The following is a 13,461-nucleotide window of genomic DNA, read 5'->3' on the forward strand; positions in this document are numbered from 1 at the left end:
AGCAGCGCTACCTGGTTCATTACATAGGGCTTAAACACGGGGTGGGCTTGTTTTCTTCTCATTCCTTTATTGAATCATTGCTTTTTAAAAATGTAAAGGGGCTGTCCTCTACTTTTTGGACAGCCCCTTATCCCCCATAGGGGATTATCCCCCGCGGGGTACAGGCCGGCGGCGGGTTAGACCAATTCGGCTTAAGCTTGATCACCGGCAAAAGTCCCCAGGCGCAGCCGATCTTAATGGGGAAACATAAATTCGCCGGCAAGAAAGAAGAGAAAAAGCGCGCCAATCACGGTAGCCACATAAACCAATAGCGCCTTTTCCTTCTGTCTGAGGATTGCCAGGAGACCTGTGATGAAGGCCGAAATTCCAGCAGCCATTCCAGCCAGCATGGTAAACGCCAGCGCCGGTCTCGCACTTATATCTGCCAGAATGCTATCCCCTGCCGGGACCGATTGGTATAACCCCTTCGCGAATGACGAGCCGATGGAAAACAAAATTGGCATCGCGACGATAAGTACAACTGACCATCTGCCGGAGGCGGTTTTTGGAATTAATTTCCAGGACTGTTTTTTCATTGACTCTTTCATTCATCTCCGTAGACGAACCAATTACCTGGTTTCGCGCTCATTCCATCGATCGTCTGCTCTGCTCGCAGTAAAAGGGCTCTCTTCCCGATTTTTGCTATCCGCCTGATATGAACCCCAACCTTCCGGCGCGCGCCGAGATGGGCGCCGGCATTCTCACACACCGGTAATGACGGTCTTGGGATCGTGGAAGGTTTGCTGCACTTCTTCATAGAATCTGCCGGCATGCAAACCATCCATTAACGCATGGTGCCCTTGCACACTTAATGGCATCTTGATCTTGCTTCCCTCTTCGAAATACTTTCCCCACGCGAACCGCGGCACGGAGTCTTCTGGCAGCAACCGCATGGGATGCATAATACTGGTAAATGACACCCACGGGATGGCTGTCATGAACAACAAATCATCCCGCTGTTGATCTTCTTCCAGCAATCTGGGCCTCTTTTGCACGCAAGCGATCTTTTCCAACGCTCTCGATAGAAACTGCGAGAAATCCGTTGTGTAGTTTAATGTACAGAAACTAAAAACATCATCTTTCCCCAAGATCGTCGTGGATGGATGGACAACTTCGTGTTCGATGACGGATCCAGAGCGTATTCGGTAGCGAAATTCGGGTATTTGATTGGCCGCACGCGTTACCAGATAAATAATCGCCACATTGAGCGAAACCCGTTTTTCTCTCACAAACGATAAAAGGTTCGTCAGGTCTACATTGGCACATAAGGTGAAATGTGGGAATTCAAAAGAATTGTATAGGTTGAAGTGTTCGCGTCTGGGCCAGGTGTCGATATCGATCTGACGCATAGTTCACCTCCTGCTGGTATTGCGCACAATTCCATTGTACATCAACCAACAGACCTAAGACCCTTTGGGGCACAAGGCCTGCCGCGAAGCGGCGTGTTTGGGAGTGGGGCTGTCGTGCGCCGCCGAAAGCGACAGTCTCCAGCGTCAGGTGCACGCTTTGTTAGCCCGTTTTTGACTATAAGACTATTTTGGATTTAACAACAATCCCAATTATAAAGAACTCTTGAGAAATTTTTACTCAGTAAATCTTGCTCCGAAATAAAGAAGTTTGCCACACCGCAATCACCCCACATAATACCTGCTTCATCGTCGGTATCCATTTGGAAAAGAAGCATAAGTTCTTCCTCTTTATAAATTTCAAACTCTCTAGGGTCGTTTTGTGTGAAATATGGATAGCCACCAATTTTATGACCATCAGAACGAAATAGTTTCTCGTATTCTTCGTAAACCTTTTGGTATTCCTTGAAAAGTTCGTATTTCATCTTAGGATCGATGGTTAAGATTGTTGGCTCAAAATGATAATCAACAACTGACATAGGGGCATGTTTCAGACTGAAAGAAAGAGCAGACTGTTTTTCAATTGGCAACACATCAGGCTTTGGTAAAAAATCAAACTTTGATACTAAAAAACTCTCGTCTTCTGTGACTTCAGGAAAATACATAATCCTGAAATCTTCCTGCTTGGCAGGACTTTCGAAACATGCGCCATAAACATCGCTTGCGTTGGAAATATAAAATTGTAAAATGCCTATTTCAGGAAAAGGTGATAATTTGGGGGTTTCACCAAAGTTTATTTGGGCAAGCAAAAACATCGCTTGACCTTTGGAATCTGTTGGGTATTGAAGACCTTTTGGGAAATAAGGAAATCCTCCAAACTTGCTTTGCCAAAGGGAGAGATTATCTACCGCCTTTGTTTTTATTTCGATAAATGGCTTGATAGTGGCTTCTATTTTTTCTTTGTAAATCAACAAGTCACTTGGTAAATCAACTTCTACCATAAAACCCTCCAGTACAACTTTGATAAAGAGAACGGGCTAACGGTTTGCGTTATTGGCACCGGGTTGGCGTGGACTGCCGCGAAGCAGCTTAAAGCCAGGCACATCAGGTGCGCGCATTATTAGCTTGCGTTTCTGCCTTCCTTTGGGCCATAGACAATCAACCCCGAATCGTTATCTTCCATCATTGTATCGGTAGAAAACGGCAAAAGCTGAAACACCAGGATCAAGTCGCCAGTTGCTCCGGAGGCATTGAGGGCTACAAAGAATAAAAGGAAGGGTACAAAGGCGATTGGTACGATCATCATGAGTAACAGCCCAACCGCGGTGAGTAGCACGAGAGGGGATAGACCTACGATAAGAAATTGGTTTCGCGGAAAGTAAACGCCGGAGGGGGCTGCAGTATAAGGAAGGAGCCCCTGAAACCCAAACTTCGGAGGTTGGCTTGAGAACAGCCAGTAAAATAAGCCGTGTACAAATTCATGAAGGATCAAAACGGCAATCAGAGCGAGGCTGAGATTGCGAAAAAAGAATGGAGGAATAACGAAGGAGCTACCTGTGGCAGTCGAGCTGAAAAAATCATTAAGCCGCATCCCGTTCAGGGCAGTTGGTCGAAGGGCGTTTACGAACATCACGAGCAGCCAACCAGTGATGAGGAGCAACGCGATGCCAGCAATTACTGCGCCAAACATAAATTTTGGATTCTTGGATGGTTCGATAACGGTGTAACGGGAATAATTGGACGGAAGAGATACATTTGCCTTCATAATGAAATCATAAACCTAACTCCACAATGGGAAAACAAATACCCCTGCGGGGTACAATACCCCTGCGGGGTGCAGGCTTGCGCGCGGGCTGGCGAGGACTGATCGCGATGCGGCGTTTTATTGTTCACCTGCCTTTGTCTCTGCCCATTTCAATAGTGATTTTGAAAAACGCAGACTTAACTCATCTCCATGTCTTTCAATTATCTCTGATATTTCCTGAAATGTGATGACATTTTCTTGTCCTTTAGGGTTGTTAGGCTGTATGTAAGCTATCTTAATATCGTAATCGGCTTGCGTAATTTCAAAACTTTTGTTTTTATCAAAGGCAATAAATTCTAGATTCTGTAACATACCGAGCAGAAATTCATATTTTTTCTTGCTGTTAGTTGCTTTGTATATTTTGCGAACACCATCTAGTAATTCAACCAGCCCAACCTGTTTTGCTCTATCTAAATACCAATCTTGCTTATCTCGTCGTGAACTTACATCGGTTTTGAGTTCGATCAATATAATTGTTTTACTATCGCTCGCTTTTGCAAGATAATCAACCTTGAAAGATTTGTTGATGTCTATATCGTGATCAATTGTCCCAACACGGATAGGAAATTCTGGTATTATGCCTTCAATATTGACACCAAATTTATAAAACAGAATTTCAGGAAGATATATCGAAAAGAATATATCAGCACGTCTTTCTAATTGGTACGCTGGCAAATTTCTCCACATATCCAAATTAGCGAAAATGGCGTTTGTGTGTGTCATGGTTTTTTTACCTTTTTGTGCCGAGCGTCGCCGAACGGTTAGTGTTAGTGGTTGTGGGGCTGGCGTGGACTGCCACAAAGCGGCTCAAAGCCAAGCTGCGTGAAATGCTCGAAAATGCCGCAGAATCCCCGCCGATCGCGTCTACACGTTTATTAGCCGCTTTTTTTCAAGCAAAGGCTATTTGTCAGAGGTTGTTCATACATGAAGTTTGCAATCAGAAGAATGTCCTTTCTGATAGCATCTTTAATCATGTTATATTAAATTATAAGTCTCACTTCTGTTGAGGAAGTATGGCAAGTATTTGAAATTTAATTCTATTTATGGTTTCCGAATAGTCATTCGTTTCTCCCTTGATGCCTATACCTAATGATGATGCAAATATTCCTAATCCACCTTGAGCCTTGTCATCCTCACCAACGGTTAGAAGAATCTCGAATTCAATAGGACTAAGTAAAGGACTTTCGTCCTTACCAGATGCGACTCGATCAACATAATGGCCCCTGATTTCTGACCATTTCACATATTTAGGATTTATGCATGCACCTTTTTCCTTTGCATAGTCCTGGGCAATGGAGACACCATCAATAATTTCTGTAAGTGTCTGTGCAATAAAGTTTCCGAGTTTCATTTTATTCATATTTTTGGCTCTCAATTTTTTTCATTTTCTTTAGTGTGCTAACGGTTTGCGGCATCGTCCCCGTATGGGATACCTGTGCTAGAGTGTACGTGAATTTGGGCAAGGAAAAGCTCTCTTTCTTCATTATCCCCACTGCTATTCATTATACTCACCCCCCAATTCCGCGCAACAAAAAAGCGCCCCCGTTGTGTGCTTCGCGGAGAGCGCTTCTATCCCATCACCGGCCGGAACTTGCGCGAAGCTCGCCTGTATACGCAACTCGATGCGCATCCATTGTTGCTTGATTCAGGAAGACTTTCTCCATTTCCCTTTGACAACTCTTTCATTTAGCGTTACATTGTGTATATACGATATATACAGTTTGGAAGGAGTATTGGGAGCAATGGAAATTCTATCCGTTCAGAACCTGAACAAGCACTACCCCAAGTTTGACCTCAAAAACGTCTCTTTCAGCCTCGAACAGGGCTATATCATGGGCTTCATCGGACGCAACGGTGCGGGCAAGACCACGACCATCAAGTCTATCATGCGCCTTGTCCACCCCGATTCAGGGACGGTTGCCGTGATGGGCAAGAATTTCGCTGATGAAGAATTTGTCTGCAAACAGCAGATCGGGTTGGTGCTTGGCCAGGTGTCCTATTATCCAACGAAAAAGCTTTCGGTCATTGCCGACGTTACTCGCCGCTTTTACCCCGAGTGGGATGCCAATGCCTTTGCCGGCTACCTCAAACGGTTTGACCTCGACCCAGACAAGACCGTTAAGGAACTCTCTGACGGCATGCGGGTCAAGTTCGCGCTTGCCATGGCCCTCTCGCACAACGCCCGCCTCTTGATCCTCGACGAGCCCACCAGCGGCCTGGACCCTGTCTCGCGGGACGATTTGCTCGAACTTTTCCAGGAGCTGATCGAGAACAGCGAACGCAGCATCCTCTTCTCCACGCAGATCACGTCCGATCTCGATAAGTGTGCTGATTACATTACCTACATTAAAAATGGAGAGATCATCGCCAGCACCTCCAGAGATGACCTGGTCAATTCTTATAAAATCGTCAAGGGTACCAGGGCACAGCTCACCGAAACCCTGCTGCCCCAACTGATTGGCTGCAAGAAGAATGACTTTGGTTTCACCGCTCTCTTGCGCACAGATAACTTGCCAAACGCGGACGGGTTGGAGATCGCCCCCGCGGACCTCGAATCGATCATGATCCACATCGAGAAGGAGTAAAGAAAAATGAAAGCTCTGCTGCTTAAAGAACTCAAACTGGCGATGCACCCGACCACCTACCTGTTTATGGCAATTGGCTCCATGCTGATGATCCCCTCTTATCCCTATTACGTGGCTTTTGTCTACACCTGCCTGGGTATCTTCTTCATTTTCCTGTCTGCCAGAGAAAACAAGGATATCTTTTTTACCGCCTCCCTGCCGGTTAGAAAAAGCGATGTGGTTAAGTCTCGAGTCGTCACCGTTGCCATCATCGAACTGCTGCAGCTCGCGATTGGCATTCCTTTTGCCATCATCGGCATCCGCATCAACCCCAATGCCGCCGGTAACCTGGCCGGGATTGAAGCCAACATGGCTTTCTTTGGCCTGGTGTTGATCATGTATGGTCTCTTCAACGCCATTTATCTTCCGCTTTTCTACAAGACTGCCGTCAAAGTGGGTATCCCCCTGATTTTCGCCAGCATCGCCGTGACGATTTATGTAGTCGCTGTTGAGTTAGCGGTGCAGATGATTCCTGTTCTCAAAACGCATTTGGATACCACCGATCCGGCGATGGCGATATACCAATTCCCCATTTTGATCGCGGGCTTGCTTACCTTCGCCCTGGCTCTATGGCTGACCTACCGCAAATCAGCGGCCAACTTCGAAAAAGTGGACTTGTAAACCCGCATGGATATTGTTATTTCCAACACCTCTGGGGATCCGATCTATCAGCAGATCTTTGACCAGATCAGCGCGCAGATCATTAAGGGTCAGCTGCCCAGTGAAACCTGCCTGCCGCCGATCCGGACGGTTGCCAAAGAGCTGCGCATCAGCGTGATCACGGTCAAACGCGCCTGGGAAGAACTGGAACATGCCGGCCTGATTTACACCATGGCCGGCAAAGGTTGTTTTGTCTCTTCTCTGCAGCCAAACGTTCTGAACGCCAAGCGCGACCAGCTGGCCGGCGAAAAGCTCGCCAAAGATTTAGAGTATTACAAAACCCTCGGGCTTTCTCTCGACGAGATCATCGCCATGCTCAAGAAAATCTATGATGAAGGTTGATTTTTTGGTTATTGAAAACTCTGATCTTCGCAAAGGGGTGACCCAATCCGCGTCAAACAACCCTGGTACTCCACAAGAATATCAAACAAAAACGCCCTCTATTTCTGTGTAGAGGGCGCGCCATTCTTAAAAATTATTGGCATTTGCGCGGAGCGTACCTGGCGCACGCGTGCATGCGTCTGGGTCCGCGGGGGAGAGGGATAATAAGTGTCAATCGAACGTCTGAATTACGCCGCTTCGCGGCGCAGCGCCGGCTTGAATGAATTGTCAGGCATCATTCCCCGAATATTTCAGCGTAAGACGCAGCATGTCAAAGAGCTGTATTCCATCCTCAAAGATTGGCTCGGGGTAGTTCTTGACAAAGAAGTCATGGTCAATGCTGGTAACCCGAAAACCTTGCCGCTGGTAGAAAGCGAGTTGATAGCCGAAGGTGCCGGTGCCCACCTCCAGCTGCCGCGCGCCAGCGATGCGAAAGAAATCAATCACCCATTTCAATAGCGCTGTGCCGTATCCAGACTTCTGGTGGGCCGGGTGAACAGCGATGCTCATAAGCTCATGTGTGTCTGTGCCGCGCGGCTGCACGACGCATGCACCAACCACATCTCCATCAATTGAAGCAACGAAGCACTTGGAGGAGGAAAGATAAGAGCGAATCTTGTCTTCCGAGGGATCGGCAAGCAGCAGCAGCTCGATTGGGGCATTTGTTACAGGAACTTCTTGGATCAGTAGTGACATGGTTATCGATTTCCTAAGGTTTGCGGCATTATCCCCATAGGGGATCGTCCTCGTAGGGGATCATCCCCGTAGGGGATCGTCCCCGAGGCGAAGCTGAGAGGGATACTTGCGGGTGGGCGGGAGCAGGACCTATCTCAATGATCCGTAGCAGCCGTCTTTGCCTTGCAACTGTTTGTCTGATATTTTTCCCTTCCCTTATGCAACTTCTTCTTCAAACGTGAACAAATGCCTCATAAAGCAAGCTGTTCCAATATTTCACGCGCTTGTGCTGCAACTGCCTCTTTCAACTCGCCGGGCTCCACCACCTCTACAAAGCCAGCCAGGCCAAAGACGAGCATTTTCGCCTGCAAGTCAGAATCCATGGAAAGGGATATTGTCTTCCACCCATTATCTTCTGCGTCAGCGGCCATTTCCCAGCGCCCGGGCATCAGTGTTTTGATGAATGATATCCGCTCAGGGTGAACTCTTAAGGTGCAATGGTACCCGGACGAAAAATTTTCCAGGTTCTGCGTGTGCGCGCGCCAGTATGCCGGCAGGTCAAAATCGGGACGGCGGGTAAAGGATCCATCGAGCAGTTGCACTGAATGGAAACGATTGACGCGATAGGTACGCAGTTCCCCGTCGCGTTCGGCGAGTAAATACCACACGCTCGACTTGCAGATCAGGCTATAGGGGGCCAGCGTGCGCTCTGCAATTTTACCGTCAAAATTCTCATACTGCGCATGGATCATTCTGTCTTCATACACAGCCCGCTGAATCTCCTCCCAATAAGGCGAGATTGAAGTCTCGTGCCACCACCACGTCGGGTCTATCATCAGGCGTTGGCGAATATGATCGGCGGTGGAATGATGCGGATTAGGTAAAGCTGCCAATAGCTTAAGTAAGAGACGTTCTCCGGCGTCGCCCAAACCCACATCGCGCAAGGCTTCACTGTTGCTGCTGACAAACAGGCTTTGCACTTCCTTTGTGTTTAAACCCGTCAGCGTGGTGCGATACGCCTCGTCAAGCGAAAACCCGCCCCCGTGCCCGCCTTCGCTGTAAACGGGCACACCCGAAAAGGATAATGCGTTGATGTCGCGCAGGATCGTTCGGCGTGAGATCTCTAATTCCTCCCCCAATGCTTTGGCGGTCATCTTGCCGCGCGTTTGCAGCAAGAGAATGATCGACAACAATCGGTCTGCTCGCATGGCTGTTTTCCTCATTTTTTGAGTGACACAAGATGTCACTCAATGGCGTGTATCATCAAAATATACCAGAAAACAAAAGGAAAAACGTAATGATTAAGACAACAAAAAGTTATTTTGATTTGGGGGATGGGCAATTGTATTACGAGACCGCGGGCGAGGGAATGCCGCTTGTATTGTCCCACGCCGCCTTCCTGGACAGCAGAATGTTCGATACCATCTGGGAGCCGCTGGCAAAACATTTCCACGTGATTCGATACGACATGCGCGGCTTCGGGAAGTCCAGCCCAGTCACGGGTGCGCTTTGCCGCCGCAACGATCTGGTTCAAATGTTGAATCATCTCGATGTAACAGAAGCACATCTGGTGGGATGTTCCAACGGCGGGCAGATCAGCCTCGACCTGGCTCTTGAACAACCACAACGCTTCAAATCCTTGACCCTGGTGGACTCAACCCCGAGCGGCTTTGAACTACAAGTAGAACCTCCCCGCTATATCATGGAGATGTTCGACGCAATGCAACACGGCGACATGGACCGCTCCAGCGAACTTCAAATCCGCGTCTGGCTGGACGGCGAACAACGGGAACCAGACCAGGTTGACTCGACTTTACGCAAAAAAGCTTTGGAGATGAATCGGATTCCTGTAGCGCAAAATACGTTCTTTGCCGCCGACATGCAGCCAGCCAGCCCGCTTACCCCTCCCGCCATTGCCCGCCTGGAATCGGTAAACTGCCCCACATGGATTGTCGCCGGAGCGCTTGATCATTGCGAGGTCTTGCGCGCTGCTGATGAAATGGTCAAACGGATTCCCGACGCTCGAAAAACGATCATCGAATCCAGCGGGCATGTTCCCAGCTACGAACAGCCTGAACGGTTTGTCAAATTGTTACTGGATTTTCTGAGCAGGATTCATTAACCTGAGGTGCTGCCATATCTTAATACCCATACATTTGCCATTCCCGAAGGATGCCGAGACGGTGAGCGATGGACTTTACTGGCAACGAGGCAATCTCAATATTTGACTTATGAACCACTCCCCCTTTAATCTCCCGGCTCTGCCCGCAGGAAACGCCCATTTTCAAACATCAGAAAATGGGGTAGAAAAACAAAAAACGCTCTCCATTCAGCACGTTGTGTGCTTCGCGGAGAGCGCTTTCTATTGATAACCAATCGTTAGGCGGTTTTATATGGCCCATGCTCATTGGAGTGAGCGCGAATTTATCAAGACAATTCTTCACGGTGATTCATGGAAAACTGGAGTCTTGCTATCAGCATTTCCCCTATCAATAGGGCGACGGCTACCACGCCACCGAGCCCGGCACCCCATAAAATCAGTACACCCCGGTGCGCATACCAGGCTCCGCCGAACCAAAGGAACGCGTAAATACCTGCTATTCCCCATGCGCTCAGGTGACAGATCCACAGCCACTGGCGCTCTCCGAACAGGAGGAGAAGCAGGGTACTGAGAACAGGCAGCGCTGGCGGCAGGCAGAGGAGCCACATCACATCGTGGCCTAAGGCACCTTCCACATAATCTTTGAGAGGTATCAGGCACGCGCAATAACCATCACCCAGCCAGACAAGAGGGCGAGAGCACGATTCTTCTGTCGCCGGGTGGCTGTCGGCAAACCAGGGTCCCATGGTTGTCGCCAGCAGAAGCACCAGAAGTGCCACTCGCCCAAAGGTCTTCAGTTTGCTGACCTGAAACATAATCCATCCCTTCTCCGAGGACGATCCTCTACACAATGCCGCCCAACGGTTTGCGGCACTATCCCCGCAGGGGATTATCCCCGCAGGGGAGCGTCCCCGAAGCGAAGCTGAGAGGGATACCCTGCGGGTAGGCAGCGGAACGCGAATCTGCTCGAAGCCACGCAACGTCAGGTGCAAACAAGGTTAGGCGTGTTCTATTGGTAATGGATACTTTTCGTAAATCATTTTTAAAATCGTTTCTTCAGCATAGCCCTGTTTTCTCAAATTGCCTGCTAGTGTGGCTCGAATACCTGCATTGTCGTCAAATGGATACTGTCTGAGTATTCGTTCATGTTCCAAAGATTCTCGCTCACTCCATTTGGGAGAGAGCAGCGATAATAGTTCTACTTGATGGGGGAACATAATCCTTCGACCATCCTGGTTTTCAATGCGATGGGCCAATTCATATTCTACAGAAAGAGAAAAAGTGACATCAGCAAAAACCAGGTAAAGGAGTTCGTCTAAATCCAATGTGATTTGCCGGCTGAATTCATGGCCTCGTTCAGCATTGACATAATGATAACCCCTGGAATCAACTTCGATGTGGGGCCGCCCGCTTTGTTCAGAATACCCAAAAGTCGGCAATATATTTCTTGGCGCTCCAATTATTTTCGCCAGCTTTTCGACTTGGTATTGGATTTGTGGCAAATTTAATATCATGGTACCTGGCTTCTGTAGGAAGGAATAGCCTAACCGTTTGCGTTAGCGGCGCTGGGGCGGGCGTGGACTCTGCCTGGGAGCGGGATTCTTTTTGGGCATGGAAACTACCTGAGGAGCCGCATGCCCAAAGGGCAGTCCCACCAGTCAAGTGCACGCGGTGTTAGGCCGCGTTCTTGCTTATTACGAGTTGAATAACTTCATTAAGATGAATTTCTACCGACTGAGGCTCTGTAAAAAATTCGCTGTTTCGACATGAAAGAAAATAAGCAATCATTTCGCCGCTGGTCTGCCATTTAAGTCTTTCGTATCCCAATAGAGGTCTTTTACGAGCAATTTCTAGGGAAGGATACAATTTATCTTGGTATTGCAAATCAAAGGCGGCAACTTGAGACGCAGTTTCTATAGACCCATTGTAGTCCATTAAGCCGATTTCATAATGGCTATCAAATTGGTCACGAAATTCACTGGCGGTTATGGATGTTCTACCTTCTTTATTTGTCTTTGGAAAATAAACTTGGAAAGGGTTTTTGCTTCCTGAACGCACAATCATTCGGACAATAATATCGCCCAAATTTTGCTCATCATTGCAAACAACTTGAATATCAATCTGTGAAGGCAGTTTCATTTTGGAAGTGGCTACTTTTTGTATATGACTTTAGACTTTCCTATCAGCGCATTTAACTTTTTACGCCCAGCGACTTTGATTACAAAGTGGCCTAACGGTTTGCGACTTCGTCCCCGCAGGGGATCGTCCCCGTAGAGGATATCCGCGGGTGGGTAGAATCCCGCTTTCGGGGCTGAATCCCCTCAAGTGTGGGCAACGCTCGCACTTGTCCACTGCACGCTTTGTTAGGCACCGCTCATTTTAACACTCAAAATTGCTTGTTTTATGGCTTCTCGGCTTTCTAACTTTGAAACCACAACTTTTCTTAACCATTTGTTTAATGCTTTCAAGTTAAGGTGGAACGCAAACAGGGTTTGCCATTTTGCATAGTTTGCCAACTTGGGATTCGCAACAATTTTTTTTATTCGCATGAAGATCGAATCATAAACGACATAAACCGCAAGTACGTAAACAAACGGCAAAAACAAGATTGTCAGAATTAGCGGCATAAGGAGTGTTAGCAAGTTTTGCATGGATAGGAATGCTCCAAAGTCAACAATCATGTTGTAAATAGCATACGCAAGGAATCCAACACCAATTAGCCCTACAATGGGCGCAAGCAGAGATTCAACCCGTTTGAATTCAGGACGGGCTGATGCTGCGCCTAGCAAGGCTCCAAGTAATGCTAAGACTGGAACCAAAATTAGTTCCACCCATAAGTTGAATACATAAAGATCCGTAATGAATTCGATAAAGACAACAAGTTTGATGTTATCGACAACAGCCTTTCGAAAATAATCATCTTCTCGTGCGTGGCTAATATTGACGAACAAAACAAAAGCAACACCTAAAATCCAAATAATGGTATCGCTCAGATAAGAAATATTCCATAAATTTATTCTGTGCAAAAGATAGATCATTGTTCCGATATACAACACCATCAGAATCGATGAAATAAAAATCACTTTTTGAGCGAATGTTTTGAAGACTTTCACAAACGATTTGCGAATTTTCTTTTGGGAAAGCGCCCAAACAAAAAACACCCCCAACCATATAATTATTGCAATCTCTCGGTTATCCAAAATGTTATTTAGAGATTCCATCTTTTCCTTGAAAACGAAGGTGCCCAACGGTTTGTGTTACTTACGTGTGGGCGGGCGTGGACAATGCTTGGGAGCAGGAAAAACTCAAAGCCAGAAAAATGCTTATAAATCGCGCAGAATCCCGCCAATCCGCTGCACGCTGTGTTGGGCGTTTTCTAAATTAATTGTTTACAGAAAACACCTTAATGTTATCGAAACACACTTTTGCATTTGGGCTGGCTCCTATTGCTATTGAGCCAGATGGTAGATTTTGATTGTCTGATAAGGTTGAAGTGAATACATTTCCATTTATAAAAATATCGATATTTGAGCCAATTGCGCTAATGCGAATTTTCGTCCATTCATCTTTTGGTACTACAAAAGTTTTATTGCTATCTAGCCAATTGCCACCTTCCCTATTAAGTTCAATTGAATTTTCTTCAAGTTCATAACTAAGAAAAGCCCCTTCATGATCCCTTAGAAAAACTTCACCATCGAATTGATTAGAAGCTATCTCAAAAATGGTAAACTCAGGCTCAAATCCTCACGAGGAACGAGCCGATGGACCTTACAGACGAACAATGGAAAGTAATCAAACCGCTTATACCAGAACCACCGAAACGAGCCGATG

17 protein-coding genes are annotated in these 13,461 nt (G+C 47.1%); 4 read left to right on the forward strand and 13 right to left on the reverse strand.

Features of this window, described 5'->3' with window-relative positions:
• Positions 1-233: 233 nt before the first annotated feature.
• The 6 genes from ADN00_RS07900 to ADN00_RS07925 form a co-directional block, all read right to left on the reverse strand.
• Positions 234-587 carry a hypothetical protein gene (locus tag ADN00_RS07900; protein WP_075062430.1) on the reverse strand — a complete coding sequence of 118 codons (354 nt, stop codon included), beginning with the start codon at positions 585-587 and terminating at the stop codon, positions 234-236.
• Positions 588-740: 153 nt separating this feature from the next.
• Positions 741-1,388: a chloramphenicol acetyltransferase gene (locus tag ADN00_RS07905; RefSeq protein WP_075062431.1), complete on the reverse strand. Its 648-nt coding sequence runs from the start codon at positions 1,386-1,388 to the stop codon at positions 741-743.
• 194 nt (positions 1,389-1,582) lie between these two features.
• On the reverse strand, positions 1,583-2,386 hold the full coding sequence (locus ADN00_RS07910) for a YwqG family protein (RefSeq protein ID WP_075062432.1): 804 nt from the start codon (positions 2,384-2,386) through the stop codon (positions 1,583-1,585).
• A 119-nt stretch (positions 2,387-2,505) separates the two neighbouring features.
• Positions 2,506-3,150, reverse strand: a complete 645-nt coding sequence (locus tag ADN00_RS07915; RefSeq protein ID WP_082389979.1) for a DUF3267 domain-containing protein — start codon at positions 3,148-3,150, stop codon at positions 2,506-2,508.
• A gap of 117 nt (positions 3,151-3,267) precedes the next feature.
• Entirely contained in the window at positions 3,268-3,912 is a 645-nt protein-coding gene (locus ADN00_RS07920) for a hypothetical protein (protein ID WP_075062434.1), read from the reverse strand.
• Positions 3,913-4,183: 271 nt separating this feature from the next.
• Entirely contained in the window at positions 4,184-4,549 is a 366-nt protein-coding gene (locus tag ADN00_RS07925; RefSeq protein ID WP_075062435.1) for a hypothetical protein, read from the reverse strand.
• Positions 4,550-4,931: 382 nt separating this feature from the next.
• Here ADN00_RS07925 and ADN00_RS07930 point away from each other — a divergent pair, with 382 nt between their 5' ends.
• The 3 genes from ADN00_RS07930 to ADN00_RS07940 are packed head-to-tail and all read left to right on the forward strand — an operon-like array spanning position 4,932 to position 6,815.
• The gene (locus ADN00_RS07930) at positions 4,932-5,774 is read left to right on the forward strand and encodes an ABC transporter ATP-binding protein (protein WP_075062436.1); all 843 of its coding nucleotides are present in this window, start codon (positions 4,932-4,934) and stop codon (positions 5,772-5,774) included.
• A 6-nt stretch (positions 5,775-5,780) separates the two neighbouring features.
• Entirely contained in the window at positions 5,781-6,434 is a 654-nt protein-coding gene (locus tag ADN00_RS07935; protein ID WP_075062437.1) for an ABC-2 transporter permease, read from the forward strand.
• A 6-nt stretch (positions 6,435-6,440) separates the two neighbouring features.
• The gene (locus tag ADN00_RS07940) at positions 6,441-6,815 is read left to right on the forward strand and encodes a GntR family transcriptional regulator (protein WP_075062438.1); all 375 of its coding nucleotides are present in this window, start codon (positions 6,441-6,443) and stop codon (positions 6,813-6,815) included.
• A gap of 267 nt (positions 6,816-7,082) precedes the next feature.
• Here the strand turns inward: ADN00_RS07940 and ADN00_RS07945 are convergent, their stop codons facing one another.
• Both ADN00_RS07945 and ADN00_RS07950 read right to left on the reverse strand, forming a co-directional pair.
• Positions 7,083-7,550 carry a GNAT family N-acetyltransferase gene (locus tag ADN00_RS07945; protein WP_201781166.1) on the reverse strand — a complete coding sequence of 156 codons (468 nt, stop codon included), beginning with the start codon at positions 7,548-7,550 and terminating at the stop codon, positions 7,083-7,085.
• A 230-nt stretch (positions 7,551-7,780) separates the two neighbouring features.
• Positions 7,781-8,719, reverse strand: a complete 939-nt coding sequence (locus ADN00_RS07950) for a helix-turn-helix transcriptional regulator (protein WP_160317489.1) — start codon at positions 8,717-8,719, stop codon at positions 7,781-7,783.
• A 50-nt stretch (positions 8,720-8,769) separates the two neighbouring features.
• On the opposite strand from ADN00_RS07950, the gene ADN00_RS07955 reads away from it, so the two are divergent.
• Entirely contained in the window at positions 8,770-9,651 is an 882-nt protein-coding gene (locus tag ADN00_RS07955) for an alpha/beta fold hydrolase (protein ID WP_082389981.1), read from the forward strand.
• Between the two features lie 305 nt (positions 9,652-9,956).
• Here ADN00_RS07955 and ADN00_RS07960 read toward each other — a convergent pair whose 3' ends face one another.
• The 5 genes from ADN00_RS07960 to ADN00_RS20535 form a co-directional block, all read right to left on the reverse strand.
• Positions 9,957-10,445 (reverse strand): hypothetical protein, encoded by a 489-nt coding sequence (locus tag ADN00_RS07960; protein WP_075062441.1) that lies wholly within the window; start codon positions 10,443-10,445, stop codon positions 9,957-9,959.
• A gap of 183 nt (positions 10,446-10,628) precedes the next feature.
• Positions 10,629-11,144: an Imm63 family immunity protein gene (locus tag ADN00_RS07965; RefSeq protein ID WP_075062442.1), complete on the reverse strand. Its 516-nt coding sequence runs from the start codon at positions 11,142-11,144 to the stop codon at positions 10,629-10,631.
• A 160-nt stretch (positions 11,145-11,304) separates the two neighbouring features.
• Entirely contained in the window at positions 11,305-11,769 is a 465-nt protein-coding gene (locus tag ADN00_RS07970) for a hypothetical protein (protein ID WP_075062443.1), read from the reverse strand.
• Between the two features lie 224 nt (positions 11,770-11,993).
• Positions 11,994-12,851 carry a hypothetical protein gene (locus ADN00_RS07975; protein WP_075062444.1) on the reverse strand — a complete coding sequence of 286 codons (858 nt, stop codon included), beginning with the start codon at positions 12,849-12,851 and terminating at the stop codon, positions 11,994-11,996.
• A gap of 160 nt (positions 12,852-13,011) precedes the next feature.
• Positions 13,012-13,353 (reverse strand): family 16 glycoside hydrolase, encoded by a 342-nt coding sequence (locus tag ADN00_RS20535; protein WP_152966291.1) that lies wholly within the window; start codon positions 13,351-13,353, stop codon positions 13,012-13,014.
• Positions 13,354-13,461: the final 108 nt, after the last annotated feature.

The organism is Ornatilinea apprima, assembly GCF_001306115.1.
In the GTDB taxonomy this organism is placed as follows: domain Bacteria; phylum Chloroflexota; class Anaerolineae; order Anaerolineales; family Anaerolineaceae; genus Ornatilinea; species Ornatilinea apprima.